Source organism: Streptomyces flavochromogenes, assembly GCF_000717595.1.
In the GTDB taxonomy this organism is placed as follows: domain Bacteria; phylum Actinomycetota; class Actinomycetes; order Streptomycetales; family Streptomycetaceae; genus Streptomyces; species Streptomyces flavochromogenes.
Genome location: NZ_JNZO01000018.1, coordinates 211,724 through 236,959, shown reverse-complemented (window position 1 = coordinate 236,959; position 25,236 = coordinate 211,724). Strand labels below are relative to the sequence as shown.

Genomic DNA, 25,236 nt, shown 5'->3' with positions numbered 1-25,236 from the left:
CTTATCCCTTCACCGCGCCGGCGGTCATGCCGCCGACGGCCTTGCGCTGGAGGAAGAGGAAGACGACGAGCACGGGAAGTGCGAAGAGCGTCGAGGCGGCCATGGTGGCGCCCCAGTCGCTGCCGAACGCGGTCTGGAACTGCGTCAGCCAGAGCGTCAGCGTCTGCGACTCCTTGTCCTTGTTCAGCATGAGGATCATGGCGAACTCGTTCCAGGCGGTGATGAAGCCGAAGAGCGAGGTCGACATCAGGCCGGGGGCGAGCAGCGGGAAGATCACCTTGCGGAACGCCTGGCCCCGGGTGCAGCCGTCGATCTGCGCGGCCTCCTCCAGCTCGACCGGGACGGCGGCGATGAAGCCGCGCAGGGTCCAGATCGTGAAGGGGAGGACCATGACGAAGTAGATGAGCGTGAGCATCGGAATGCTGTTCAGCATGTCGTTCTCACGGGAGATCATGTACATGGCGATGACCATGACCTCCCAGGGTGCCATCTGCGCCATCATCACGATGAGGACGATGCCCTTGCGCCCCTTGAACTTCATGCGGGCGATCGCGAAGCTCGCGGCCAGCGCCACGAGAAGGGCGAGCACCACGGCACCGATGGTGACCATGAGGCTGTTGCTGACGTACGTCCAGAACAGGTCGACCCCGGTGGCGGTCGAGTAGTTCTCGAACGTCGGCGTGAAGACGAAGACGGGGTCCTTCGTCATGATCTCGTGCTGCGGCTTCAGCGAGGACGAGAACATCCAGTACACGGGGAAGACGAACACGACCGCGAGGACGAGGGCGGTGAGGTTCTTGGCGACCACGCCGACCGTGAGCGGCCTCCTGGTGCGCAGCTTCTGCGGAGTCTCGGTGGTGGCGCTCACAGCTCCTCCTCCTGCTTCAGGATCAGGCGGAAGTAGAAGGACATGACCGCGATGAGCATCACGATCGTCAGGATGGAGATGGCGGCGGCGACACCGTAGTGGAACTGGCCGACGCCCTCGATGTAGGCGAAGACGGGGAGCGTCTCGGAGCCTCGGTCGGGGCCGCCCTGGTTCATGGCGTAGACCTGGGCGAACGCCTTGAAGATCCAGATGATCTCCAGGAACGTCGTGATCATGAAGAACGACTTCAGGTTCGGGAAGACCACGGCCCAGAAGGTGCGCCAGCCGCTGGCGCCGTCCATCTTCGCGGCCTCGTACAGCTCGGACCCGATGGTGGTCAGGGCGGCGTACATGTTGAGGGCGACGAACGGGATGGATCCCCAGACCAGCAGGATCATGATGATGACGAGGGTGGAGAACCCGGTCTCGAACCAGTTGTGCTGCTCGTAGCCGTCGAAGCCCAGGGTCCGCATCAGCCAGTTCACGACGCCGAACTGCTCGTCGAAGAGCCAGCGGAAGACCGTGACGGAGGCGACGATCGGCATGGCCCAGGCGAACATCAGGGCCAGCGAGAGGACCAGGCGCATCTTCTTGCCCAGGCGGTTGAGCAGCAGGCCCACGCCCGTGCCGATCGCCATGATGAGCGCGACGTTGACCGCCGTGAAGACGACGCTTCGGACGACGACCGTCCAGAAGTCCGGGTCGCCGAGGAGCTCGGTGTAGTTGTCGAAGCCGGTCCAGACGGTCTCGCGGGTGATGAACTCCTTCCGGTTGAGCTCCTGGAAGGAGAGGATCACATTGCGGATCAGCGGGTAGAGCAGCAGCACCGCCATGGACAGCAGGGCCGGCGCGACGAGCAGGTACGGCAGCCACCCGCTGGGCAGGGAACGTCTGCCGCGCGAAGGCTTAAGGACTTCCTTCGGGCCCGAAGGGGGTGGCGGAGTCTGAGACTTCCCTGCCGCCCTCCCGGGCGCGTCCTGAGGATCGGCGGTCGCCGTCCCCTGGGAGTCCACGGTCATGGTCTTATTCCTCGCGGTTCTGGGGCTCCCGCGCCCACCGGGGCGCGGCCCGGGGGAGCGGGCCGCTGATCACTCGTGAAGCGCCGATGGTGCGGCCGGTGCGTGACCGGCCGCACCACCGGGCTACGGATTACTGCTGGTGCTGCGTATTACTGCTGGTTGATGCGCTCGTTGATGACCTTGTCGGCCGCCTCGCCGGCGGTCTTGGGGTCCTCACCCTTCAGGACCTTGGTCATGAAGTCCTTGATCGGGTTCGGGGCGGTCTCGACGTTCGCCCAGCCCGGGGTCACCGGGGTGACCTTGCCGGAGGCGGAGGAAGCGGCCATGGCCTCGGCGAAGGAGCCGGCGGCCGGCTTGAACTGCGCGGAGTCGGTGTTCGGAAGCAGCGCGCCCTCGGTGGCGGTGGCGTACTTCGTCATGAAGTCCTTACCGGCGGCGAGCGCCAGCCACTCCTTCGCGAGGTCCTTGTTCTGGGAGCGCTCGGCGATGGCGAGGTTCGAGCCGCCGAGGAAGACGGAGCCCGGCTTGTCGGCCGTCTTGCCCGGGATCGGGAAGTAGCCGAAGTCGGCGGTCTTGCCGGCCTTCTTCATGGCGTCGATCGCGCCGCCGGCCTCCCAGCCGAGACCGATCCAGGACGCCACGCCGCCCTTGGGGACGATGTCGGTGGACTGCTGCGGGGTCGCCTCGTCCTTGTCCTTCGGAGCGGTGGAGTAGGACGCCAGCTCCTTGTAGAAGTTCACGGCGTTGGCGGCCTCGGGGGAGGACAGGTTGCCCTTCCACTTGTCGCCGTCCTTGACCGCCAGGTCGCTGCCCTCGTCCCAGATGAGGCCGGCGAGGACGTACCAGGACTGACCCGGGAGGTAGATCGCCTGCGACTTCGGGTCGGACGCCTTGAGCTTCTTCAGACCGTCGATCCACTCGGCGCGGGTCTTGGGCGGGGTGACACCGGCCTTCTTGAAGGCGGCCTTGTCGTAGACGACGACACGGTTGGCGGCGTACCACGGGGCCGAGTAGAGCTTGCCGTCCAGCTCGTTGGAGGCGACCATGCCCTTGTTCCAGGCGTCGTAGCCCAGCGTGGCCTTGTCACCGGACAGGTCGGCGAGGCCGCCGGTCACGGCGTAGCCCGCGGTCTGCGTGTTGCCGAGCTCCAGAACGTCCGGCGGGGTGTCCTCGGAGAGCGCGGTGGTGACCTTCTCCTGGATGCCGTTCCAGATCTGCTTCTCGACCTTGACCTTGACACCCGGGTGCTTGGCCTCGAAGGCCTTGTTCACCTCGGCCATCCACGCGTCCGGGGCGGAACCGTCCATGACCCAGACGGTCAGAGTCTTGTCGCCCCCGGCCGACGCCTTGGCGCCGTCCTTACCCTTGTCACTGTCGGAACCACACGCAGCGATAGAGACCATCATGCCTGCGACGCCGATCGCCGCGATGAGCTTGCGCTTCACGCCACCCTCCTCAGGGATGCCTGCAACCCCTGCCCACCGCGCGAAGACATACGTCAGGTAGTGCTCGTGGGGCTGGGACCTGGTCTTTAATGGTTTAGACCAGTACCCGGAGCTTGGCCTAGACCTTTAGGGGTGTCAAGGGTGTATAAGAAGGGCAGTCGCGTCCGTTATCGGACCGACACCTGAGGGAGGGCGACGACCCGTGACCGGTCCGTGCCACCATGTGAGCCGCGACAGACGGAGGAGCCGGTGACGGCAGCAGCACAGGAGTCGGGAAGGCAGGCAATGGCCACGGACGCGGGCAGCACGGAGTCGGAGGGCGGGACACCCACCCGTACCGCGCGCGTGCCCAAGTACTACCGACTGAAGCGGCATTTGCTCGACATGACGGAGACCCTGCCACCCGGCACACCGGTCCCTCCCGAGCGCACACTCGCCGCCGAGTTCGACACCTCGCGCACCACCGTGCGCCAGGCCCTGCAGGAGCTGGTCGTCGAGGGCCGCCTGGAGCGCATCCAGGGCAAGGGCACCTTCGTGGCCAAGCCCAAGGTCTCCCAGGCGCTGCAACTCACCTCGTACACCGAGGACATGCGCGCCCAGGGCCTGGAGCCCACCTCTCAGCTCCTCGACATCGGCTATGTCACCGCCGACGACACGCTCGCCGGGCTGCTCGACATCTCGGCCGGCGGACGGGTGCTCCGCATCGAGCGACTGCGCCTCGCGAGCGGCGAGCCGATGGCGATCGAAACCACCCATCTCTCCGCAAAGCGCTTCCCCGCGCTGCGTCGTTCGCTTGTGAAGTACACCTCGTTGTACACCGCACTCGCCGAGGTGTACGACGTGCACCTCGCCGAGGCCGAGGAGACCATCGAGACCTCCCTCGCCACCCCGCGCGAGGCCGGCCTGCTCGGCACGGACGTGGGCCTGCCGATGCTGATGCTCTCCCGCCACTCGCTGGACGCCGAGGGCGAGCCGGTCGAGTGGGTGCGGTCGGTCTACCGCGGCGACCGGTACAAGTTCGTGGCGCGCCTCAAGCGCCCCAACGGCTGAGCGACGACACCACCCCGGCACGACACGAACGGCCGCACCCCACCGGGTGCGGCCGTTCGGCGTTTCCGGAAGCCGTACGAAGGGGCCCCGGGGCCGAACACAGGGGCCCCGGAAGCCGCACGAAGGATCCCCGCAGCCGTACGAACGGTTGCCTCAGGTCGCACGAAGGGGTTCGGGGCCCACGCGAAGGATCCCGGGGCCGTACGAGGAGATGACGGCCACCCGGCACCTTCCGCCTGGCAGGAACGTGACGCCTCCCGGAAACCTCCAGATCAGCGGCGCGCGGCGGCCGTACATACGGACTGGCTCCTCACGGCCACGCACTTGGTGCCAGCCTTTCTGCGGTGACAGGGCACCCCCGGCAGGCCAGTCTTGGACGTGTCGGAGCCGCCCGGAAGAGCCCGGGAGCGGCGCCGGGAGACCCGCCCCGACATTCCTCGTCCACATCTCCGGAAAGGTAGTTCCGCCATGCCCAGCAGCGCCCGTTTCGCCCCTTTCACCCGTGTTCAGGTCCGGCCCGTCCTCGCCCTGCTCGTCCCCGCCGCGGCCGCGCTGACCCTCGTCCTGGCGGCGGAGCCGGCGTCCGCGGGAGCCCCGGCGGTCGCCGCCGCCGACGCCGTGCCTGCCGCGACCGCGACCGCGCAGACCGACGACAGCGACAACGGCTTCTCCTGGGGCTGATCGTCATCTACCTCGTCGGCATCTCGATGAGGGCATCGGACGACGACCCCGCCCCGGACACCGACCCCCCACCGGCCCCGTCCGCAGCACTCCTCGTCGAGACGCTGCACCGCGTCGCCCGTCCGCAGGACCGCTTCGAGTCCGCACGGGCGCTGGTTCTCGACCGGACGATCCGCCTGGCCCTCTACATCCGGGGCCCCGACGAGATCGAAGCCGTCGGCCACGCGCTGCTGCTCTGCCGGCGCCTCCTCGGCCACTCCCCCGAGCTCTCCCACCACCGCATCGCGGACTTCCGGCTGCTCTGAAGCGCCCCCCACACGCCGCAACCCCCCGACCGCCCTCCCAAGGAACCCCCATGTCCAGGGCTCGTCCCAGCGTGTCCGTCGTCATCCCCAACTACAACTACGAGAAGACCCTCCACGCCTGTCTGACCTCGGTCTTCGCCCAGACCCACGCCCCGCTCGACGTCATCGTCGTCGACGACGCGAGCACCGACAGGTCCCGGGACATCGCCCGGCGGTTCGACGTCGTCCTGATCGCCAACCCCCACAACAGCGGGGTGTCCGCCGCCCGGAACCTCGGGGCCGCCGCCGCCCGCGGCGAGATCCTCTTCTTCCTCGACTCGGACACGGCCCTCCACCCCGAGGCCCTCGCGAACGCCGCCGACCTGCTCCGGGACGACCCCGAACTCGGCTGTGTCCACGGGGTGCTCGACCCCGAACCGCTCTTCGACGACGGGCCCGTGGAGCGCTACCACGCCCTGCACGCCCACTTCTGGCGCCGCCGCGCCGTCGGCGAGGTCCGCACCGCGTTCTTCGCCCTCGGCGCGATCCGCAAGGAGGTCTTCGACACCACCGGGCCCTTCGACGAGAACCTCCGGGACTCGGAGGACGTCGAGTACAGCGGCCGGCTCGTCCGCACCCACCGGATCGTGATGACGGAGGCGATCCGAGGCCGGCACGACGACGTCGACCGGCTCGGGGCGATGCTCCGGGAGCAGTACCGGCGTTCACAGCTGCTCATCGCGGCGCTCGGGCAGTTGAGGGAGGGCGGACTCACCGCCAACCGGCCACTCGGCGTCCTGGCCGCCGCGCTCACCCTCCCCACCCTGCCGCTCGGCCTGCTCACCCCGTGGCTCCTGCTCGTCCCCGCCCTGTGCGCGCTCGTCTTCGCCTGCGCCGATCCGGGCCTGAGCCGGTTCGCGCTGCGGACCCGCGGTCCCGGCTTCCTCCTCTACTTCACCGCCGTCCACTTCGTGCTGCACCAGGCGATCGTGCTCGGCGCGGCGCGGGGCACCGTCCGCTGGCTCACCGAGCCGGACTTCGGGCCCAGCGTGCGCGGCCGCGGAAAGGCCCTCCCGGCGGACCGCCCCGGAGCCGGCGCATCCGCCGCCGCCCGTGCCGGAGCTTCGGCTTCCGCCGCCGCTCCCTCCCCCACCGCCACCGCCACCTCCACCGGATGACCGCCGCCCACCCCCGTACGCCCCTCCCCCCAGGAGTCCGTTCATGGCCACGCCCACGCTCACCGGCCGAGAGGCGCCGACGGCCCGCCCGCCGGCCTCCCGCCCTCCCAGTCGGCTCGCCGACCTCACCTCTCTCGTCCGGCCCCACCAGTGGACGAAGAACCTGGTCGTCGTCCCCCTCGGCCTGCTCGGCGCGCCCCACCTCGACGGTGCCGCGCTCGGCGGAGCCCTCGCCGCGATCGGTGTCTTCACCCTCGCGTCCGCGCTGATCTACCTGATGAACGACCTCGGCGACCGGGACCGGGACCGCCGCCACCCGGAGAAGCGGCACCGGCCGATCGCCGCCGGCCGGATCGGCGTCGCGACCGCCGTCTCCTTCGCCGCCGCCCTCGCCGTCCTCCTCGCGGCGACGGTCGGTCTCACGGTGTACACCGGGACGGCCGCGCTCGTCGACTGGTGGCCGGTCGCCGCGTACGTCGCGCTGAACGCCGCGTACAGCAAGGGGCTCAAGCACGTCCCGCTGCTCGACGTCTTCATCGTCGCCCTCGGTTTCGTCCTGCGGCTCGCCCAGGGCTGCCTTGCCTCGGGCAACCCCGTGCCGAGCTGGCTCACCCTCTGTGTCTTCTCCCTCTGTCTGCTGCTGATCCTGGGCAAGCGGCGCCACGAGATGGCGGTCGGCGGGGTGCTGCACCGGCCCGCGCTGCGCGGCTACACCCTCGGCTTCCTCGACCAGCTGCTCGCCTTCACCGCGGTGCTCACGGCGGTCAGTTACGTCCTGCAGGTGCAGGACAGCCCGGTCTTCGGCCCGCACGGACCGCTGGTCGCGGTGCTCACCGCCCCGTTCGCGCTCTTCGGCCTCGCCCGGTATCTGCAGCTGCTCGTGGTCGACGCGGGTGGCGGCAATCCCTCGCGGGCGCTGTTCAGCGACCGGATGACCGTCTCCAACGCCCTGCTCTGGTCGGCGCTGCTCGCCGGCGCGTGGCCGCTGAGCCACCTCGGGTCATGACGGCGACGACCACCGCGCCGCCCGGTACCCCGTCCGCCACCGCCTCCGGCCCGACGTCCGCCGCGGCCGAGGCTCCCCCTGCGCCTCGCGGCCGCCTCCGGCGCGCCCGCCGCGCCCTCACCGTTCTCTTCCCGGTCGCCGTCGTCACCGGCATCGGCTTCGCCCTGTACGGCCGGGCCGGAGAGCTCGCCGCCCTCGTCCTGCGCCCCGACTCCGTCCCGTACCTCCTCGCGGCCCTGGTCGCCAACGCCCTCGCCGTCCTGCTCTCCCTGACCACCTGGCGAACCCTCCTCGCCGACCTGGGCCCCGCGGTGCCGGGCCGGACCGCGACCCGGATCTACTTCACCTCGTACCTCGGCAAGTACGTGCCGGGGGCCGTCTGGGGTGTCCTCGCCCAGCTGCGGATGGGCGGTGCGGCGGGGGTGCCCGCGCCGGTCGTGCTCGCCGTCTTCCTGCTGAACCTCGTCGTGGCCGTCCTCACCGGCCTCGCCGTCGGCCCGATCGCCGCTCCCTGGACGATCGGCGCCGAGGCCTGGTGGCTGGTCCTGCCGGGCGCGGTCACCGTCGCCTGGGCCGTGCGTCCCGCGCTGCTGCACCACCTGGCGGCGTTCGCCGCCCGGATCGCCCGGCGGCAGGCGCCCACCACCCGGGCGAGCGACCGGGGCATGCGGCGGGCCCTCGCCTCGGCCACCGCCTCCTGGGCGGTCGGCGGGCTGCACCTGTGGGCCCTCGCCGTGATGCTCGGGGCCCCGCCGCTGACCGCGCTGCCGGTCTGTGTGGGCGGCTTCGCCCTGGCCACCGCCGCCGCCAGCCTCGTGGTGGTGCTGCCGGACGGCTGGGGTGCCCGCGAGGCCCTGCTGCTCCTGGCGCTGACCGCCGTACTGCCCTGGCAGGAGGCGACCGCCGTCGCCGTCGCCAGCCGGGTGGTCTGCACCCTCAGCGAGGTCCTCGTCGGAGGCGCCGCCCTCCTCCTGACCGTCCCCCGCCGATCCGCTCCCCCCGCCCATCCGATCCCCGTGAAGGACTGACCATGCCGCCGCTGTACTCCGTCGACGACTGCGAGTCGCTGACGACGAAGCAGGTCCACGGCCTGTACAAGGACCACGTCAACAAGAGCCAGGTCTCGCTGATGACCTCCTTCGGCTTCGGCCAGGAGCTCGTCGAGAGCGCCGAGGGCGTCTGGATCACCCAGCGCGACGGCCGCCGCGTGCTCGACTTCACCGGTGGCGTCGGCGTCCTCAATCACGGCCACAACCACCCCCGGATCCTCGCCGCACGGCAGCGCTTCCAGGAGCGGAAGAGCATGGAGGTCCACAAGACCTACTTCTCGCCGTACGTCGCGGCCCTCGGCCACAACCTCGCGGAGCTGCTGCCCGGCGACCTGAACATGTCGTTCTTCCCCAACTCCGGTGCGGAGGCGGTCGAAGGCGCGGTCAAGCTGGCGTACAAGTACCACGGCGGCCGGCGCTCCCGGGTGCTGCGGGCCGACATCTCCTTCCACGGCAAGCTGCTCGGTTCGGGCAGCCTGACCGGCCAGAATCAGTCCGGGTTCCAGTTCCCCGGCATCCCCGGCGTGGAGATCTTCCGGTACGGGGACCTGGCGTCGGTCCAGCGGCTCGTCACCGAACTCCGCACCGACAAGGGCGAGTCGGACGTGTACGCGATCCTCATCGAGCCGCTGTCGGCGTCGACGATGAACGAGTGCTCGGAGGAGTTCCTGCGCGGGCTCCGGGAGTTGTGCACGGCCGAGAACATCGTGCTGCTCTTCGACGAGATCTACACCGGCTGGGGCAAGACGGGCACCCTCTTCCACTTCATGCGGTACGAGGGCCTGGTCCCCGACATCCTCACCACCTCGAAGTCCTTCGGCGGCGGCAAGTCCTCCATCTCCGCCTTCGTGGCCCGCGAGCCGGTCTTCCGCAAGGCCTACGACAACCTCACGGACGCCCTTCTCCAGTCGACGTCCACCACCTACTACGGGTTCGGCGAAGAGGCGGTCACCGCCATCGAGGCCGTCAACGTGGCCGTCGAGGACGACTATCCGGCCCGCGCCCGGGACATCGAGCGGATCCTCGCCCCCGGTCTGGCGCGGATCGCCAAGGAGTACCCGGACGTGGTGGCCGAGGTCCGCGGCCACGGCGCGCTCCACGGGGTCTTCCTGCACAAGGGCCCGAAGATCCTGGAGCTGGTGACGAAGCTGGTGCCGGGTGCGATGACGAAGGATCCGCGCTTCCGCACCAAGCTCATCACCTCGTCGGTGGTCAACGCCCTCTACCGGGACCACGGCATCTACACGTACTACACGCTCAACGGCGAGAACCCGCTGATGGTCGCCCCCTCGCTGGTAGCCGAGCCGCACGAGGTCGAGTTCTTCCTGGACTGCCTCGACAAGACCCTCGCCCAGGGTCTGCCCCGTCTGCTCACCCGTTTCGTCAAGGAGAAGGTGTCGTCGCTGTGGTAGAGCGCATTGTGGTGACCGGCGGTGCCGGCATGCTCGGTTCGACCCTGATCGACCGCCTGCTCGGCGACGGCCGCCAGGTGCACTGCGTGGACCTGCGGGCCCCGCGCACGGAGCACGAGAACCTGACGCACACCGTCTCGGACGTCCGGGACGCGGTGACGATGAAGCGGGTCACGGCGGACGCGGACGTGGTGGTGCACTGCGCCGCCGCCCTGCCCAGCTACCCGGCCGACATGATCCGCTCGGTGATCGTCGGCGGGACCGAGGCGGTCCTGACCGCAGCGGAGGCGAACGCCGTGCCCCGGGTCGTGCACATCTCCTCGACCGCCGTGTACGGACTGCCGAAGGTGGTGCCCACGCCGGAGGAGTACCCGCGCGAGCCCGTCGACACGTACAGCGCCGCGAAGGCGGAGGCCGAGGAGGTCGCCGAGCGGTTCCGCGGCCGGGAGATGTGCGTACCGGTCCTGCGGCCCAAGACCTTCCTCGGGCCGGGCCGGATGGGGCTGTTCGCGATGCTCTTCGAGTGGGCCGAGGAGGGACGGAACTTCCCGGTCCTGGGCCGGGGCGACGTCCGCATCCAGATGTTCGACGTGGACGACCTGGTCGACGCGGTGGTGACCGCGATGGACGCGCCGGCCGCGACGGCCGACGACACCTTCAACCTGGGGGCCACCTCGTTCGGCACCATACGCGAGGACTTCCAGGCCGTCCTGGACGCCGCCGGGCACGGCAAGCGGGTCCGGTCGATGCCCGCGAAGCCGGCGCTCGCCGCGCTCAGCCTGCTCCAGCGCTCCGGACTCTCCCCGGTGTACGGACGCCTGCTGCACAAGCTCCTCGACGACAGCTTCGTCTCCACAGAGAAGGCCCGGGACGTCCTCGGGTTCCGGCCGAAGCACTCCAACCAGGACGCGATCCTGCGCACCTTCGCCTGGTGGCGCGAGCACCGGCGCACCACCGCCGCGCTCCCCGCCGGCGCCCGCCCCGCGAAGAAGGGCGAGGGCGTCACCAGTGTCGAACCGTGGCGGCAGGGGGCCCTCTCCCTCGCCAAGGTCCTTTTCTAGGAGAAGCCGATCATGTCCGCTCCGCTGGTCTCCGTCATCGTCCCCAACTACAACTACGGCCGCTCGATCGGCCTGTGCGTCGAGGCCGCCCTCGCCCAGACGTATCCGAACATCGAGGTCCTCGTCGTCGACGACTGCTCCACCGACGACTCCGCCGCGATCGCCGCCGCGGCCGGCGCCCGGGTGGTCTCCACCGGCGTCAACAGCGGGGTCGCGGTCGCCCGCAACCTCGGCGCCGACCTGTCCTCGGGCGAGATCCTGGTCTTCCTCGACTCCGACGTCGCCATGCACCCCGACGCCGTCGCCAAGTCCGTCGAGCTGCTCGGCTCCGGACAGGGGTACGGGGCGATCTGCGGCACCTACGAGCCGGAGCCGCTCATCCGCGACAGCCTGATCGAGGAGTACCGCTCGCTCCAGCAGTACTACCTGCTGCTGAAGTCCGAGGGGGTCATCGACACCGTCCACACCGCGATCCTGGCGATCCCCCGGCGGGTCTTCGACGAGGTGGGACCGTTCAACCCGGTCCTGCGGCACACCGAGGACCAGGACTACGGGCGGCGCATCTCGGAGCGGTACACGGTGCTCAGCTCCCTGGAGGTGCGCGGCCGGCACGACCACGACGACACCGTGCGGATCGTCCTCGACAAGGTCTTCGCGCGCGCCCGGCTCGCCGTCCCGCTCATCCTGGGCAGGCGGCACCTCCAGGGCGGCTTCGTCACCGGTCCGCGCGCCGGGGCCAGCCTCGCCGCACCCCTGACGGTGGCCGCGCTCGCCGCACCGCCTCTGTGGGGAGCGGTGTGGACGCTGCTGCCGCTCGGCCTGTTCGTCCTCGGCGTGTGGGGCGATCTGGACATGTACCGGGAGGTGCGGCGGCACCGGGGGCGGATGTTCCTCGGGTACTTCGTGGCCGTCAACTTCCTGGTGAACCTGACGGTGTTCGCGGCGATCGGTGTCGCGGGCGTGCAGTGGCTGTGCTCGAAGCGGTTCCGGCGCCTGTACGACCCGCAGCCCCGGCCGGACCTCCCGGCGGCGACGGCCGGGGCGAGCGGTGCGACCGGGGTGGCCGCGGGGGTTTCCCGTGGCTGACACGCTCGCGTCGGCCGACGCTCCGGCGGAGACCCCGGCCGCGGCCGTACGGGTCGCCCCGGCCCGGCGGCACCTGAACCGCCTCGTCCTCGGCGCGGCCCTCGCCTGGCTCGTCCTCCTCCTCGTCGAGTGGGCGGCGGACGGCCGGATCTGGCTCGGGCATCTGGTGGGCATCGTCCCGCCGGCCGCGTTCGCCCTGGTCCCGCTGCTGCTCGCCGCGCTCGCCCCGCTCGCCCGGGGCGCCGCCCGGTGGCGGAGCCTCGCGGCCGCCGCGCTCGCCCTGGTCACGGGCTTCGGACAGTCGGGCTTCGACCCGGCGGCGCTGTGGCGGCCGGAGCCGGGGACCGGGCCGGACTCCGTGCGGGTCTTCGCCTGGAACACCAACTCGTGGAACCAGCTCCTCGGCACCCAGGACCACTTCTACGCCTTCCTGAAGGCGAAGGACGCGGACGTCTATCTGCTGCACGAGTACCAGCACGTGACCGCCGACCGGAAGGGCAGGCTGCCCGTCGACGACCTGCCACGGCTGCGCCGGGAGTTCCCCGGCCACGAGGTCGCCGTCCGGGGCGAGCTGGTGACGCTCTCCCGCTTCCCGATCCTGCGGCAGCCGGCCGTGGGCCCGGCCGGCGACCTGCCGGCGGGCGCGGACTGGCAGGCGGAGTACCGGGGGAACAAGGTGCTGCGGACGGATGTGCGCGTCAAGGGCCGGACGGTGTCGTTCTACAACGTGCACATGCCGGTGTGGAACAGCATGCCGGACGGGCTGCTCTCCGCCGCCTTCTACCGCCACATGAGGGAACGGTTCTCCCCCCGCCGGGCGCAGTACGCCGGCCTGGAGGCCGACCTCGCGGCCAACCGGAACCCGGTCGTGGTGGCCGGCGACTTCAACGCGACGGCGGCGATGTCCGACCTCGACCCGCTGCGGGAGCGCCTGGACGACGCGGCGGACGTGAGCACGGACCCGTACCCCACGAGCTGGGAGGAGGGCGGCTGGAAGCCCTTCTGGCGGACCGACTGGGCGTTCACGGGCAACGGTGCGAAGGCCGAGCGCTACGAGTTCAACGAGCCGGAGAAGCTCTCCGACCACGCGGTGCAGGACCTGTGGGTGTCCCTGCCGGGGAACGGGTGACCGCCGTGCTGCTGTCCTGCGCCCTGGTCTGGGCGGTGTTCCTCGCCCTGCACCTCGCGCTGAACGGGCGCTGGTGGCCCTGGCTGGCGGTCTCCCTGCTGCCGCCGCTCGTCCTCGCCGCCGTCCCGCTCGTCCTGCTCGTGGCCGCCGCGGTCACCCGCGGGTGGGCGGCGGGGGCGCTCGCCGCGGGCTGTCTGCTCGTGGGCTGGCCGCAGAACGGGGTCAACCTGCGTGCGCTGCGCCGCCGTTCGGAGTCCGCGGAGGGGCTGCGGCTCGTCTCCTGGAACACTCAGCACTGGAACCAGGGAGGTGACCCCGAGCGCTTCTACGCCTTCCTGCGTTCCCTCACGGCGGACGTCTACGTCCTCCAGGAGTACCTGAACGGCTTCGAGGGCGGCGAGGTCTGGGACATCGACGACGAGGAGCGGATCCGGGCCGCGTTCCCCGGACACCACCTGGCCGTCGCCAACAACTCCGTGACGCTGTCCCGGTTCCCGCCCGCCGGTCCGCCCGTGCCGGTCGGCGTCTGCTCGCTCCGGGTGGACCTGCGGGTCGGCGACGGCGTCCTGTCCACCTACAACGTGCACATCCCCGTGCAGCTGACCGTGACGAACCCGCTGCGCCCGGCCTTCCTCCGGGACATGCGGCGCCGGGCCGCCGCCCGCGACCGGGAGTACGCGGCACTCGTCGACGATCTGCGCGGCAACCCCCACCCGGTCCTGGTGACCGGTGACTTCAACACGAGCGCGGCCATCGGGGACATCCGCCGGATGCCACGCTCGCTGCGCGACGCGATCGGTGCCTGCCGTTCGGTCCTCCCGGCCAGCTGGAACGCCCGTGCGCGACTGCGGCTCTGGCGGATCGACTGGGCGTTCACCGGCGGCGGCGCCCGGGTGGGCTCGTACCGCTTCCGCGACGCCGAGGGCCTGTCGGACCACCTGGTCCAGGAGCTGACCGTCACCACCCCCCACGCATGAGAGAGAGGAAAGAACCGATGGAGTACACCAACCTCGGCGGCCCCGAGGGTCCCCGCGTGAGCACCCTGTGCCTGGGAACCCTGCCGTTCGGCACCCGGATCGACGAGGCCGCCGCCTTCGCCGTCCTCGACCGCTTCCACGAGGCCGGCGGCACGTTCATCGACACCGCCAACACCTACGCCTTCTGGGAGCCGGGCGCGACCGGCGCCGAGAGCGAGCTGCTGATCGGCCGCTGGCTGCGCAGCCGGGGCGTCCGGGACGAGATGGTGCTCGCCACCAAGGTCGGCGCGCTGCCCGACCCGCCCGGTTCGGCCTGGCCGGAGTGCGCGGAGGGGCTCTCGGCCCCGGTGCTGCGCCGGCAGGTGGAGGAGAGCCTGCGGAACCTGGGCACGGACCGGATCGATCTCTACTACGCGCACATCGACGACCGGCGGACGCCGGTCGCGGAGACCATGGGCGCGTTCGGCGAGCTGGAGGACACGGGGAAGATCGGCCGGGCCGGCTGCTCCAACTTCGCGGCCTGGCGGATCGAGGAGTCGCGGGGCGCCGCGGTCGCCGCCGGGGTGCCGGACTACGCGGCCGTGCAGCAGCGGTACACCTATCTGCGGCCGCGCCCCGGAGCGGAGTTCGGGGTGAACCCGCACGCCTCGGAGGAGCTGCTCGACTATCTGGGGACGCGTCCGGAGCTGACGTTCACGGCGTACACGACCCAGCTGACGGGGGCGTACACCGATGCGGGCAAGGAGGTGCCGGAGCAGTACCGGCACGAGGGTTCGGAGCGGCGCCTCAAGGTGCTCGCGGAGGTCGCGGCGGAGCTGGGCGTGACCGCCAACCAGGTGGTTCTGGCCTGGGCGTTGGGCGGTGAGCTGCCCGTACTGCCGGTGATCGGGGCGAGTTCGACGGCGCAGCTGGACGAGACGCTCGGCGCGGTGGGGCTGCGCCTGGACGACGAGCTGAGGAAGCGGCTCGACGATGTCGACTGAACAGGCCGCACGGATACGGGATGTCGCGCTCCGCCACCGGGTGGCCGTGGGCGTGGCCTGGCTGCTCGTGCTGGTGCTCGGCGGCACGGTGGCGGTGCCGGGTCTCGGCCGGCTCGACCAGTCGTTCACCGCCTCCGGCGGGCCGGGACACCGCGCGAACCAGGCGATCCAGGAGCGGTACGGGAACGGGGCCGCCGTCGCCCCGCTGGTCGCGGTCGCGACCTGGCCGGCGGCCACGGACGTACGGTCCCCGGGCGTGGCCGGGTCGTTCGCGGACAACGTCCGGCGGGTGGCGGGGCCGGGCGCGCGGACGGTCTCGTACGCGGGCACGGGCGACGAGGGGTTCCTCGGCGCGGACGGCCGCACGGTGTACGCGCTGGTCTACCCGGGCGCCGGAAAGCCGGACCTCGCGGGGCTCACGGCCGTGGAGGAGGCCGCGGGCACCCTGCGCACGGGTCTGCGCTCGGCGCTGCCGGAGGCCCGGGTCGAGGTGACGGGCGTGCTCCCGCTCCAGCACGACAGCGCGGTGACCGGGCCGGGTGCGGTGGCCCTCGCGGTGAAGGCGGCCTGCGCGCTCGGGCTGCTCGTCCTGCTGGTCCTGGCGTTCCGCTCGCCGCTCGGGGGCCTGGCGCCGCTGCTGCTCGCCGGGGCGACCTCGGTGGGGGCGCTGGTCCTGGTGGAGGCGGTGGCCGGGTTCACCGAGATCAGCTTCATCGTGGTCTACCTGGTGCCGGTCACGGCCCTGGTGCTCGCGGTGCACCGCTGGGCGCAGCCGCCGGAGAGCGCCGCCCGGTCCGCGGTGGCGGCCGGTGCGGCGGGGGCGGCGGCCTGCGCGGTCCTGGCGCTCTTCCCGGCGGCGTTCCTGCGCTCGGTCGGGGTCGCGGGTCTCGCGGTGTGGGCGGTGGGCACGGCGGCGACCCTCACCCTGGCGCCGGTGCTCCGCCCGGTGGCGACGCGGGCGACACGGCCCCCGCGGATCCCCCGCACCTCGCGGACCCCGCGTACGCCGACGCCGGCCCGGGCCGGACGGACCGCGCGTACGACGCCGGTACGGGCCGGTCGGCTGCCCCGCCCGATCCCGGCGGCCGTCGGCCTGACCCTCCTCGTCCTGCTCGCCGGCGCGGCCACGCAGCTCCGGGTGGGCAACCCGGAGGCGCACGCCCTGGTGGCGAGCGGCCCGGCCCGCGACGGTCTCGGCCGGCTCACGGCGGCCGGGGTGCCGACAGGGGTCCTGAACCCGCTGGAGGTCCTGGTCCCCGCGGGCGAGGACGCGGAGGCCGTGGCCGCGCGGGCGGCCCGGGTCCCCGGGGTGCTGCTCGCGGCGGCACCCGAGGCGGCCGAGTGGCGGCGCGACGGTTCGGCCGTGGTCGTGGTCGTGCCGGAGGAGGAGCCGATGACGGCGGCGGGGGCGGCGACGGTGACGGCGCTGCGGTCTGCGTTCAAGGGCGGGAGGCCCCCGGCTCTGGTCGGCGGCTCGGGCGTGGTCGACCGTGATCTCGTGGACGGCGTCTACCGGCTCCTCCCCTACGCGGTCCCGGCGGCCGCCCTCGCCGCCTTCCTCGCCCTGGCCGCTCTCACCGCGGCGGGCACGGCGGCCCGCGCCGTGTGCCGTGCCCTCCTCGCCGCCGTCGCCGCGGCGGGCGCGCTCACGGTCCTGTGGCAGTGGGGCCCGCCCGGCACCGGGGCCGTCACCGGCTGGGTCCCTCTCGTCGTCGGCGCCTTCGCCTTCTGCGTGTCGCTCGACCGCTCGGTGGCGTCGGCGGCGGGCGGCCCCTCGTGGGCGGGGCCCGTGGCGGCCGGGGCGGGCGCGCTCGCGGTGCTCGCGGTCGGGGTCGGCCCGCAGGTCGAACTGGCCCTGCTCGTCTCGGGTTTCGCGATGGCGGCGCTGTTCGACGCGTCGGTCGGCCGCCACCGTGCCCCGCCCGGTTCCCCCGCGCGTCCCATACCCCGGACTTCACTCCAATTGGTCTAGACCTAGATGGCCCCTCCCGCTTAGCATCGACGACCGCGATCACGATTGCGGGGCGGTCGCGGCACGGAACGCGACGAGGGGGAGACAGGGGATGCTGGAGGCGCTCGGCATAAAGGAGTCGACGGAGGCCGTCTACCGCTTGCTCCTGGAGCGACCCGAGTACGACGTGACGGAGATGGCGGCCCATCTGGGCCGACCCGAGCCCGAGGTCCGCGAGGCGCTCGCCTGTCTCGCGGACCTCAAGCTCGTGCTGATGGACGACTCCTCGGGCGAGGTCGAACCCTTCAACCCGGACGTCGGCTTCTCCTTCCTGCTCTCCCGCGCCGAGGCCGAGCTGAGCAAGCGGAAACGCCAGGTCGAACGGGCGGGACGGGCCGTGGCAGGCATCCTCGCCTCCTACGCGGACCACTCCGAGCCGGGCGTCCGGCACGACCTGGTGGACCGCATCACCGGCCTCGACAACGTTCGGGAACGTCTGGAGGACCTGGCCGCGAACGCCCGGACCGAGTGCCTCTCCCTGCTCCCGGGCGGTGCGCAGCTCCCCGACACCATGGACGCGAGCCAGCCGCTCGACCAACTCGCCCTGGAACGCGGCGTGAAGATCCGGTCGATCTACCAGGAGAGCTTCCGCAACGACCCGCCGACCGTCGAATACGTGCGCTGGTACTGCGATCTCGGCGGCGAGGCGCGGACCGTTCCCGTGGTGCCGATGCTCATGGTGATCGTCGACCGGGAGGCCGCGCTCGTCCCCGTCGACCCGGAGGACGGGCGCGCGGGCGCCCTGGAGGTCCGCAGCCCCGGCCTGGTGCACGCGCTCGTCGTGCTCTTCGACCGGCTGTGGGACGCGGGCACCCCGTTCGGCGAGAGCCCGCGCCGCGACGAGCACGATCTCTCACCACAGGAAAGGGAGTTGCTCATGCTGCTCGGCATCGGCTGCACGGACGACATCGCCGCCCGGCGACTCGGGATCTCACTGCGGACCGTACGCCGGATGAGCTCGGAGCTGATGAACCGGCTCGGCGCGCGCAGCCGGTTCGAGGCGGGCGTGCGGGCCGCCAAGGAGGGCTGGCTCTGAGCACCGCGCCGGGGGACCGCTCCCACGACGCGGCTGACGGAGTCCCATCCGTTATGCGGACAGGGGTTCCATGGAGCGGAACAGTCCCCTAGATTTCCCCAGCATTACCGAGGTGATCAGCGAGGGGACCGGAATCGCCATGCCAGAAGCGACACAAGGGAAACAACCCACCATCACGCCCCTGAGAGTGGTGATCGCGCTCTGCCTGTTCGCGCCGTTCGTGGCGATGCTCTGGGTGAGCTCGTACGCGAAGGTCGAGCCGCTCTTCGCGGGCATCCCGTTCTTCTACTGGTACCAGATGCTCTGGGTGCTGGTCTCCACCGCGCTCACCATGGTCGCGTACAAGCTGTGGCAGCTGGACCAGCGTGCCCGCAAGGGGGGTGACGAGCGATGAAGGACGGCGTGAACGGCGTCGCACTCGCCGTCTTCATCTTCTTCTTCCTGGCCGTCACGGTCATGGGATTCCTCGCCTCGCGCTGGCGCAAGGCCGAGAACGAGAACAGCCTCGACGAATGGGGCCTGGGCGGCCGGTCGTTCGGCACCTGGGTGACCTGGTTCCTGCTCGGCGGCGACCTCTACACCGCGTACACCTTCGTCGCCGTCCCGGCGGCCATCTACGCGGCCGGCGCGGCCGGCTTCTTCGCCGTCCCGTACACGATCCTGGTCTACCCGCTGATCTTCACCTTCCTGCCGCGCCTCTGGTCGGTCTCGCACAAGCACGGGTACGTCACCACCTCGGACTTCGTGCGCGGCCGCTGGGACTCCAAGGGCCTCTCCCTCGCGGTGGCGGTCACCGGCATCCTCGCCACCATGCCGTACATCGCGCTCCAGCTCGTCGGCATCCAGGCCGTCCTGGACGTGATGGGCGTCGGCGGCGGCGAGACCACCCACTGGTTCATCAAGGACCTGCCGCTGCTCATCGCCTTCGGCGTCCTCGCGGCGTACACGTACTCCTCGGGTCTGCGCGCCCCCGCGCTCATCGCCTTCGTCAAGGACACCCTGATCTACATCGTCATCGCGGTGGCGATCATCTACATCCCGATCAAGCTGGGCGGCTTCGACGAGATCTTCGCCAAGGCGGGCGAGGCGTACGCGCAGACCAACCCGGCGACCGGCAAGCCGCGCGGCTCGCTCGTCCCCGGTGAGGCCGGCCAGTGGACGTACGCGACGCTGGCGCTGGGCTCGGCGCTCGCGCTCTTCATGTACCCGCACTCCATCACGGCGACGCTGTCGTCCCGTAGCCGTGAGGTCATCCGCCGCAACACCACGATCCTGCCGCTGTACTCGCTGATGCTGGGCCTGCTCGCGCTGCTCGGCTTCATGGCGATCGCCGCCGGGATCCAGGTGAAGAACGGCCAGCTCGCCATCCCGCAGCTGTTCGAGACGATGTTCCCGGACTGGTTCGCCGGCGTCGCGTTCGCCGCGATCGGCATCGGCGCGCTCGTGCCGGCCGCGATCATGTCGATCGCCGCGGCCAACCTCTTCACCCGCAACATCTACAAGGACTTCATCAAACCGGACGCCACCCCGGCCCAGGAGACCAAGGTCTCCAAGCTGGTCTCGCTGCTCGTGAAGGTCGGCGCGCTCGCCTTCGTCCTCACCATGGACAAGACGGTCGCGATCAACTTCCAGCTGCTCGGCGGCATCTGGATCCTGCAGACCTTCCCGGCCCTCGTCGGCGGTCTCTTCACCCGTTGGTTCCACCGCTGGGCACTGCTCGCCGGCTGGGCCGTCGGCATGATCTACGGCACGGTCGCCGCGTACGGGGTCGCCAGCCCGACCCAGAAGCACTTCGGCGGCTCCTCCGCGGAGATCCCGGGCATCGGCGAGATCGGCTACATCGGTCTCACCGCCTTCGTCCTCAACGTGGTCGTCACGGTCGTCCTGACCTTCGTCCTCAAGGCCGTCAAGGCCCCCGAGGGCGTCGACGAGACCTCCCCGGAGGACTACACGGCCGACGCGGGCGACCGCGGGGTCGACCCGAAGCTCCCGAAGGTCGGCGCCGAGACCCACTGATCCACCGCCGGACCTGACGAAGGCCGCCCTGCCTCCCCCGGAGGCATGGCGGCCTTCGCCGTCCCCGGGCGAAGATGCGGGACATGCGCACCGGACCACGACTCACCCTGCTCGCCCTGCTCCCCGTCGCCCTCGCCGTCACCGGCTGCGGCACCGAGACGCCGGGCGGCCGCCCGGCGCCCGGCCCGGCCGAACTGGACGCCCGCGCCCGCTGGGCACAGACCGACACGGACCATGTGTACGTCACCGAGGCCGAGGGGTTCGAGGCGTCCCGGATGGCATCGGGGGTCATCGGCGACGACGGCTTCCAGGTCATGTATCTGAGGAAGGACGGCGTCCGCCTGACCGTCTCCGCCGAGCGCCGCCCCTTCACGGAGAAGGAGTGCGCCGCGGCGGACACCGCCGGGCCGGACGGCTGCGTCCGGGACGGCGACCGCTGGTATCTGCGGTCCTCCGGGCAACACGCGTACGTCCGCGCCGAGAACGGGCTGCGCGTCGAGGTCGCCGCCCCGCTCGCGGTGGACCGGGCGGTGCTCAGGGGCGCCGCCGAGCGCACCCACCGCGCCGACGCCGCCGAGCTCGACGCCGTCCTGCCGGAGCGGACGGGGGGCGGTCAGCCCGTCGAGCGGGGCGACCTGCCGCCGGTGGGCGACGGCGCGCCCGACAACTCGGTGGGGGCCGGAGGCTGACACCCGCTGGAGGCGCCCGGACCGCCGGAGGCACACTGCCCTCATGGACTTCACGATCAGGGCGGTACGGCCCGAGGACTTCGAGGCGCTCGGTGAGCTCACCGCGGGGACCTATCTGGACGACGGGCTGCTGAAGTACGGGGCGGAGGACTCGTATCTGCACGTGCTCCGGGACACGGCCCGGCGGGCGCGCGAGAGCGAGGTGCTCGTCGCCGAGGACGCCGACGAACGGCTGCTCGGCGGGGTGACCTTCGCCACCGGCTCCACTCCGTGGGCGGACATCGCGATCGAGGGCGAGGCCGAGTTCCGGATGCTCGTGGTCTCCCGGGAGGCCCGCGGCCGGGGCGTCGGAGAGGCCCTCGTACGGGCCTGTATCGATCGGGCACGTGCCCTCCCCGGGTGCCGCCGCATCGTGCTGTCCACGGACGCCACGATGGTCTCCGCGCACCGGATCTACGAGCGTCTGGGCTTCGTCCGCACCCCGGACCGGGACTGGGAGCCGATCCCCGACCACCGCCTGCGCACCTACTCCTTGGAGTTCTGAGCCGGGGGACGACACAACATGTGGGGGGTTCCGCAAGCGGCGCCCCCCACATGTATGCTCATCCTCGCTGTCGACGCAGGGGAATCCGGCGCGAATCCGGAACTGTCCCGCAACGGTGTGCTTCGTACGGATACGACGTATTCGGGCGAGGTGAGTCCGAGGACCTGCCGCCAGCGCATCCGGTCCGTCCGTTCCGGGTGCCAATGACGTCCGGGCCTCGCGGAGTGGGCCGGTGGAAGCGTCGTGTCCGGCGTTACGGATGCCCGCCTGCCCGCCTTCCCCCGCCGCGGCCCCGAGCCGAGCGAGGGAGAGCCCCCACGTGACCATCGCGCCCGCCGATCCGGCTTCCGCCGAGGCTTCCGCGGTCGAGAGCGACGGCCCCGGGACCGTGCTGCTGCGGACCCTGACCGACCTCACCGCCGATCTCCCCGACACCGACCCCGGCAAGGTCGCCGCCGCCGCGCTCCGCGGCCGCAGCGCCGTGGCGGACGAGGCGGAACTGCGCGAGCTGGCCACCGAGTCGGCCGCCGGTCTGATCGCCGAGGACCCGGCGTACTCCCGGCTCGCCGCCCGGCTCCTGACGATCACGATCGCCGACGAGGCGGCCGGCCAGGGCTCGTTCTCCTTCTCGGCCTCCGTCGCCGTGGGTCACCGCGAGGGCCTGATCGCCGATCGCACCGCCGAGTTCGTGGCACTGCACGCGGACCGGCTCGACGCGACGATCGACGCGGCCGCCGACGACCGCTTCGGTTACTTCGGCCTGCGCACCCTCTACTCGCGCTACCTGCTGCGCCACCCGATCACCCGCAAGGTGATCGAGACCCCGCAGCACTTCATGCTCCGCGTGGCCTGCGGTCTCGCCGAGGACGACAGCGTCCGCGCGCTCGACGAAGTCACCGCCCTCTACCGCCTGATGAGCCGGCTCGACTACCTGCCGTCCTCCCCCACGCTCTTCAACTCCGGCACCCGTCACCCGCAGATGTCCTCCTGCTACCTCCTGGACTCCCCGCAGGACGAGCTGGACTCCATCTACGACCGCTACCACCAGGTGGCGCGTCTCTCGAAGCACGCGGGCGGCATCGGCCTCTCCTACTCCCGCATCCGCGCCCGCGGTTCGCTGATCCGCGGCACCAACGGGCACTCCAACGGCATCGTGCCGTTCCTGAAGACCCTCGACGCCTCCGTCGCCGCCGTGAACCAGGGCGGCCGCCGCAAGGGCGCCGCCGCCGTCTACCTGGAGACCTGGCACGCGGACATCGAGGAGTTCCTGGAGCTCCGCGACAACACGGGCGAGGACCAGCGCCGTACGCACAACCTGAACCTGGCGCACTGGATCCCGGACGAGTTCATGCGCCGGGTCAACGCCGACGCCGACTGGTCGCTGTTCTCCCCGGCGGACGTGCCCGAGCTGGTCGACCTGTGGGGCGAGGAGTTCGACGCCGCCTACCACAAGGCCGAGGCGGCGGGCCTGGCCCGCAAGACGATGCCGGCCCGCGACCTGTACGGCCGGATGATGCGGACGCTGGCCCAGACCGGCAACGGCTGGATGACCTTCAAGGACGCCTCGAACCGGACGGCCAACCAGACCGCCGAGCCCGGCCACACCGTCCACTCCTCCAACCTCTGCACGGAGATCCTGGAGGTCACCGACGACGGCGAGACCGCGGTCTGCAACCTGGGCTCGGTCAATCTCGGCGCCTTCGTCGTCGACGGCGACATCGACTGGGAGCGCCTCGACTCCACCGTCCGTACGGCCGTCACCTTCCTCGACCGGGTCGTCGACATCAACTTCTACCCGACCGAGCAGGCGGGCCGCTCCAACGCCCGCTGGCGGCCGGTCGGCCTGGGCGCGATGGGCCTCCAGGACGTCTTCTTCCAGCTGAAGCTGCCGTTCGACTCCGCGGAGGCGCGCGCGCTGTCCACCCGTATCGCCGAGCGCATCATGCTCGCCGCGTACGAGGCCTCCGCCGACCTCGCCGAGCGCAGCGGTCCGGTCCCCGCCTGGGACAAGACCCGCGCCGCCCGCGGTGTGCTGCACCCGGACCACTACGACGTGGAACTGAACTGGCCGGAGCGCTGGGCCGCGCTGCGCGAGCGGATCGCCGCCGTCGGCATGCGCAACAGCCTTCTCCTCGCCATCGCGCCGACCGCGACGATCGCCTCGATCGCCGGTGTGTACGAGTGCATCGAGCCGCAGGTCTCCAACCTGTTCAAGCGCGAGACGCTCTCGGGCGAGTTCCTCCAGGTCAACTCGTACCTGGTCGACGAGCTGAAGAAGCTCGGCGTGTGGGACGCGCAGACGCGTGAGGCGCTGCGCGACTCCAACGGCTCGGTGGCCGGCTTCACCTGGGTCCCGGCCGAGGTGCGCGAGCTGTACCGCACGGCGTGGGAGATCCCGCAGCGCGGTCTGATCGACATGGCCGCCGCCCGGACGCCGTTCCTGGACCAGTCGCAGTCGCTGAACCTGTTCCTGGAGACGCCGACGATCGGCAAGCTGTCGTCGATGTACGCGTACGCCTGGAAGCAGGGCCTGAAGACGACGTACTACCTGCGCTCCCGTCCGGCGACGCGGATCGCCCGCGCCGCCCAGGCCGCGACGCCCGCCGCCGCCATTCCCGTCCAGCAGGCGACCCCCGACGCGGACGCCCTCGCCTGCTCCCTGGAAAACCCCGAGTCCTGCGAGGCCTGCCAGTAATGAGCACCAACGAAAAGAAGAACCTCCTCGACCCGGGCTTCGAGCTGACCCTCCGCCCGATGCGCTACCCGGACTTCTACGAGCGCTACCGGGACGCGATCAAGAACACCTGGACCGTGGAGGAGGTCGACCTCCACTCGGACGTCGCCGACCTCGCCAAGCTGACGCCGGCCGAGCAGCACATGATCGGCCGTCTGGTCGCGTTCTTCGCGACGGGCGACTCGATCGTCTCGAACAACCTGGTCCTGACGCTCTACAAGCACATCAACTCCCCGGAGGCGCGCCTGTACCTGTCGCGCCAGCTGTTCGAGGAGGCCGTGCACGTCCAGTTCTATCTGACGCTGCTCGACACCTACCTGCCCGACCCCGACGACCGCGCCGCCGCGTTCGACGCGGTCGAGGAGATCCCCTCCATCCGCGAGAAGGCGCAGTTCTGCTTCAAGTGGATGGACTCGGTCGAGAAGATCGAGAAGCTGGAGACGGCCGCCGACCGCCGCCGCTTCCTGCTGAACCTGATCTGCTTCGCGGCCTGCATCGAGGGCCTGTTCTTCTACGGCGCCTTCGCGTACGTGTACTGGTTCCGGTCGCGCGGTCTGCTGCACGGCCTGGCGACCGGCACCAACTGGGTGTTCCGCGACGAGACGATGCACATGAACTTCGCCTTCGAGGTCGTGGACACCGTCCGCAAGGAGGAGCCCGAGCTCTTCGACGACGCGCTCCAGCAGCAGGTCACGGACATGCTGAAGGAGGCCGTCGAGGCCGAGCTGCAGTTCGGCCGCGACCTGTGCGGCGACGGCCTGCCCGGCATGAACACCGAGTCGATGCGCGAGTACCTCCAGTGCGTCGCCGACCAGCGCCTCCAGCGCCTCGGCTTCGCCCCGGTGTACGGCTCCGAGAACCCGTTCTCGTTCATGGAGCTCCAGGGCGTCCAGGAGCTCACGAACTTCTTCGAGCGCCGTCCGTCCGCCTACCAGGTCGCGGTCGAGGGCTCGGTGGACCTGGACGAGGACTTCTGAG

At 71.1% G+C, this 25,236-nt stretch carries 23 protein-coding genes and 1 riboswitch; of the genes, 20 read left to right on the top strand and 3 right to left on the bottom strand.

Annotated features, from left to right (window positions below; translation table 11 throughout):
- Nucleotide 1 precedes the first annotated feature (1 nt).
- From IF00_RS0122825 to IF00_RS0122815, 3 genes are all read right to left on the bottom strand, one after another.
- On the bottom strand, nucleotides 2–868 hold the full coding sequence (locus IF00_RS0122825) for a carbohydrate ABC transporter permease (protein WP_078944813.1): 867 nt from the start codon (nucleotides 866–868) through the stop codon (nucleotides 2–4).
- Nucleotides 865–1,887 carry a carbohydrate ABC transporter permease gene (locus tag IF00_RS0122820; protein ID WP_030320862.1) on the bottom strand — a complete coding sequence of 341 codons (1,023 nt, stop codon included), beginning with the start codon at nucleotides 1,885–1,887 and terminating at the stop codon, nucleotides 865–867. Before IF00_RS0122820 ends, IF00_RS0122825 begins: the two co-directional genes overlap by 4 nt.
- 149 nt (nucleotides 1,888–2,036) lie before the next feature.
- Nucleotides 2,037–3,332 carry an extracellular solute-binding protein gene (locus IF00_RS0122815; RefSeq protein ID WP_030320860.1) on the bottom strand — a complete coding sequence of 432 codons (1,296 nt, stop codon included), beginning with the start codon at nucleotides 3,330–3,332 and terminating at the stop codon, nucleotides 2,037–2,039.
- A gap of 285 nt (nucleotides 3,333–3,617) precedes the next feature.
- Here IF00_RS0122815 and IF00_RS0122810 point away from each other — a divergent pair, with 285 nt between their 5' ends.
- From IF00_RS0122810 to IF00_RS0122715, 20 genes are all read left to right on the top strand, one after another.
- Nucleotides 3,618–4,382, top strand: a complete 765-nt coding sequence (locus tag IF00_RS0122810) for a GntR family transcriptional regulator (RefSeq protein ID WP_030320859.1) — start codon at nucleotides 3,618–3,620, stop codon at nucleotides 4,380–4,382.
- 468 nt (nucleotides 4,383–4,850) lie between these two features.
- The gene (locus IF00_RS0122805; protein WP_030320858.1) at nucleotides 4,851–5,063 is read left to right on the top strand and encodes a hypothetical protein; all 213 of its coding nucleotides are present in this window, start codon (nucleotides 4,851–4,853) and stop codon (nucleotides 5,061–5,063) included.
- A gap of 26 nt (nucleotides 5,064–5,089) precedes the next feature.
- On the top strand, nucleotides 5,090–5,368 hold the full coding sequence (locus tag IF00_RS0122800) for a hypothetical protein (RefSeq protein ID WP_030320857.1): 279 nt from the start codon (nucleotides 5,090–5,092) through the stop codon (nucleotides 5,366–5,368).
- A gap of 50 nt (nucleotides 5,369–5,418) precedes the next feature.
- Nucleotides 5,419–6,525: a glycosyltransferase family 2 protein gene (locus IF00_RS0122795; protein ID WP_030320856.1), complete on the top strand. Its 1,107-nt coding sequence runs from the start codon at nucleotides 5,419–5,421 to the stop codon at nucleotides 6,523–6,525.
- 43 nt (nucleotides 6,526–6,568) lie between these two features.
- Nucleotides 6,569–7,531 carry a UbiA prenyltransferase family protein gene (locus IF00_RS0122790; protein ID WP_030320854.1) on the top strand — a complete coding sequence of 321 codons (963 nt, stop codon included), beginning with the start codon at nucleotides 6,569–6,571 and terminating at the stop codon, nucleotides 7,529–7,531.
- Complete coding sequence (locus tag IF00_RS0122785) at nucleotides 7,528–8,559, top strand: lysylphosphatidylglycerol synthase domain-containing protein (RefSeq protein ID WP_051820559.1); 1,032 nt, start codon at nucleotides 7,528–7,530, stop codon at nucleotides 8,557–8,559. Before IF00_RS0122790 ends, IF00_RS0122785 begins: the two co-directional genes overlap by 4 nt.
- Before the next feature lie 2 nt (nucleotides 8,560–8,561).
- Nucleotides 8,562–9,992 (top strand): aspartate aminotransferase family protein, encoded by a 1,431-nt coding sequence (locus IF00_RS0122780; protein ID WP_030320850.1) that lies wholly within the window; start codon nucleotides 8,562–8,564, stop codon nucleotides 9,990–9,992.
- Complete coding sequence (locus IF00_RS0122775; RefSeq protein WP_030320846.1) at nucleotides 9,986–11,053, top strand: NAD-dependent epimerase/dehydratase family protein; 1,068 nt, start codon at nucleotides 9,986–9,988, stop codon at nucleotides 11,051–11,053. The genes IF00_RS0122780 and IF00_RS0122775 overlap by 7 nt, the downstream gene beginning before the upstream one ends.
- 12 nt (nucleotides 11,054–11,065) lie before the next feature.
- Nucleotides 11,066–12,139: a glycosyltransferase family 2 protein gene (locus IF00_RS0122770; protein WP_051820558.1), complete on the top strand. Its 1,074-nt coding sequence runs from the start codon at nucleotides 11,066–11,068 to the stop codon at nucleotides 12,137–12,139.
- The gene (locus IF00_RS0122765) at nucleotides 12,132–13,268 is read left to right on the top strand and encodes an endonuclease/exonuclease/phosphatase family protein (RefSeq protein ID WP_030320842.1); all 1,137 of its coding nucleotides are present in this window, start codon (nucleotides 12,132–12,134) and stop codon (nucleotides 13,266–13,268) included. The genes IF00_RS0122770 and IF00_RS0122765 overlap by 8 nt, the downstream gene beginning before the upstream one ends.
- Complete coding sequence (locus tag IF00_RS0122760; RefSeq protein WP_030320841.1) at nucleotides 13,265–14,245, top strand: endonuclease/exonuclease/phosphatase family protein; 981 nt, start codon at nucleotides 13,265–13,267, stop codon at nucleotides 14,243–14,245. Before IF00_RS0122765 ends, IF00_RS0122760 begins: the two co-directional genes overlap by 4 nt.
- Before the next feature lie 17 nt (nucleotides 14,246–14,262).
- Entirely contained in the window at nucleotides 14,263–15,228 is a 966-nt protein-coding gene (locus IF00_RS0122755; protein WP_030320840.1) for an aldo/keto reductase, read from the top strand.
- Nucleotides 15,218–17,200, top strand: coding sequence for an MMPL family transporter (locus IF00_RS0122750; RefSeq protein ID WP_030320839.1), 1,983 nt, complete (start codon nucleotides 15,218–15,220; stop codon nucleotides 17,198–17,200). The genes IF00_RS0122755 and IF00_RS0122750 overlap by 11 nt, the downstream gene beginning before the upstream one ends.
- A gap of 91 nt (nucleotides 17,201–17,291) precedes the next feature.
- A complete protein-coding gene (locus IF00_RS0122745; protein ID WP_030320838.1) occupies nucleotides 17,292–18,275 on the top strand; it encodes a LuxR C-terminal-related transcriptional regulator in 984 nt (327 codons plus the stop codon).
- A 139-nt stretch (nucleotides 18,276–18,414) separates the two neighbouring features.
- Nucleotides 18,415–18,669: a DUF3311 domain-containing protein gene (locus IF00_RS0122740; RefSeq protein WP_051820574.1), complete on the top strand. Its 255-nt coding sequence runs from the start codon at nucleotides 18,415–18,417 to the stop codon at nucleotides 18,667–18,669.
- Nucleotides 18,666–20,291, top strand: a complete 1,626-nt coding sequence (gene mctP / locus IF00_RS0122735; RefSeq protein ID WP_030320836.1) for a monocarboxylate uptake permease MctP — start codon at nucleotides 18,666–18,668, stop codon at nucleotides 20,289–20,291. The genes IF00_RS0122740 and mctP overlap by 4 nt, the downstream gene beginning before the upstream one ends.
- Before the next feature lie 83 nt (nucleotides 20,292–20,374).
- Complete coding sequence (locus IF00_RS0122730; protein ID WP_030320835.1) at nucleotides 20,375–20,980, top strand: hypothetical protein; 606 nt, start codon at nucleotides 20,375–20,377, stop codon at nucleotides 20,978–20,980.
- Between the two features lie 43 nt (nucleotides 20,981–21,023).
- The gene (locus IF00_RS0122725; protein ID WP_030320834.1) at nucleotides 21,024–21,524 is read left to right on the top strand and encodes a GNAT family N-acetyltransferase; all 501 of its coding nucleotides are present in this window, start codon (nucleotides 21,024–21,026) and stop codon (nucleotides 21,522–21,524) included.
- A gap of 20 nt (nucleotides 21,525–21,544) precedes the next feature.
- Nucleotides 21,545–21,710: riboswitch (cobalamin riboswitch) on the top strand.
- Between the two features lie 133 nt (nucleotides 21,711–21,843).
- Complete coding sequence (locus IF00_RS0122720) at nucleotides 21,844–24,219, top strand: ribonucleoside-diphosphate reductase subunit alpha (protein WP_030320833.1); 2,376 nt, start codon at nucleotides 21,844–21,846, stop codon at nucleotides 24,217–24,219.
- A complete protein-coding gene (locus IF00_RS0122715; RefSeq protein ID WP_030320832.1) occupies nucleotides 24,219–25,235 on the top strand; it encodes a ribonucleotide-diphosphate reductase subunit beta in 1,017 nt (338 codons plus the stop codon). Before IF00_RS0122720 ends, IF00_RS0122715 begins: the two co-directional genes overlap by 1 nt.
- Nucleotide 25,236 lies beyond the last annotated feature (1 nt).

Bases quoted from the DNA above. Each gene is read 5' to 3' on its own strand.
- IF00_RS0122820 (WP_030320862.1), bottom strand. From the start codon at position 1,887: ATGACCGTGGACTCCCAGGGGACGGCGACCGCCGATCCTCAGGACGCG.
- IF00_RS0122810 (WP_030320859.1), top strand. From the start codon at position 3,618: ATGGCCACGGACGCGGGCAGCACGGAGTCGGAGGGCGGGACACCCACC.
- IF00_RS0122805 (WP_030320858.1), top strand. From the start codon at position 4,851: ATGCCCAGCAGCGCCCGTTTCGCCCCTTTCACCCGTGTTCAGGTCCGG.
- IF00_RS0122800 (WP_030320857.1), top strand. From the start codon at position 5,090: ATGAGGGCATCGGACGACGACCCCGCCCCGGACACCGACCCCCCACCG.
- IF00_RS0122795 (WP_030320856.1), top strand. From the start codon at position 5,419: ATGTCCAGGGCTCGTCCCAGCGTGTCCGTCGTCATCCCCAACTACAAC.
- IF00_RS0122790 (WP_030320854.1), top strand. From the start codon at position 6,569: ATGGCCACGCCCACGCTCACCGGCCGAGAGGCGCCGACGGCCCGCCCG.
- IF00_RS0122785 (WP_051820559.1), top strand. From the start codon at position 7,528: ATGACGGCGACGACCACCGCGCCGCCCGGTACCCCGTCCGCCACCGCC.
- IF00_RS0122780 (WP_030320850.1), top strand. From the start codon at position 8,562: ATGCCGCCGCTGTACTCCGTCGACGACTGCGAGTCGCTGACGACGAAG.
- IF00_RS0122770 (WP_051820558.1), top strand. From the start codon at position 11,066: ATGTCCGCTCCGCTGGTCTCCGTCATCGTCCCCAACTACAACTACGGC.
- IF00_RS0122755 (WP_030320840.1), top strand. From the start codon at position 14,263: ATGGAGTACACCAACCTCGGCGGCCCCGAGGGTCCCCGCGTGAGCACC.
- IF00_RS0122750 (WP_030320839.1), top strand. From the start codon at position 15,218: ATGTCGACTGAACAGGCCGCACGGATACGGGATGTCGCGCTCCGCCAC.
- IF00_RS0122745 (WP_030320838.1), top strand. From the start codon at position 17,292: ATGCTGGAGGCGCTCGGCATAAAGGAGTCGACGGAGGCCGTCTACCGC.
- IF00_RS0122740 (WP_051820574.1), top strand. From the start codon at position 18,415: ATGCCAGAAGCGACACAAGGGAAACAACCCACCATCACGCCCCTGAGA.
- mctP (WP_030320836.1), top strand. From the start codon at position 18,666: ATGAAGGACGGCGTGAACGGCGTCGCACTCGCCGTCTTCATCTTCTTC.
- IF00_RS0122730 (WP_030320835.1), top strand. From the start codon at position 20,375: ATGCGCACCGGACCACGACTCACCCTGCTCGCCCTGCTCCCCGTCGCC.
- IF00_RS0122725 (WP_030320834.1), top strand. From the start codon at position 21,024: ATGGACTTCACGATCAGGGCGGTACGGCCCGAGGACTTCGAGGCGCTC.
- IF00_RS0122715 (WP_030320832.1), top strand. From the start codon at position 24,219: ATGAGCACCAACGAAAAGAAGAACCTCCTCGACCCGGGCTTCGAGCTG.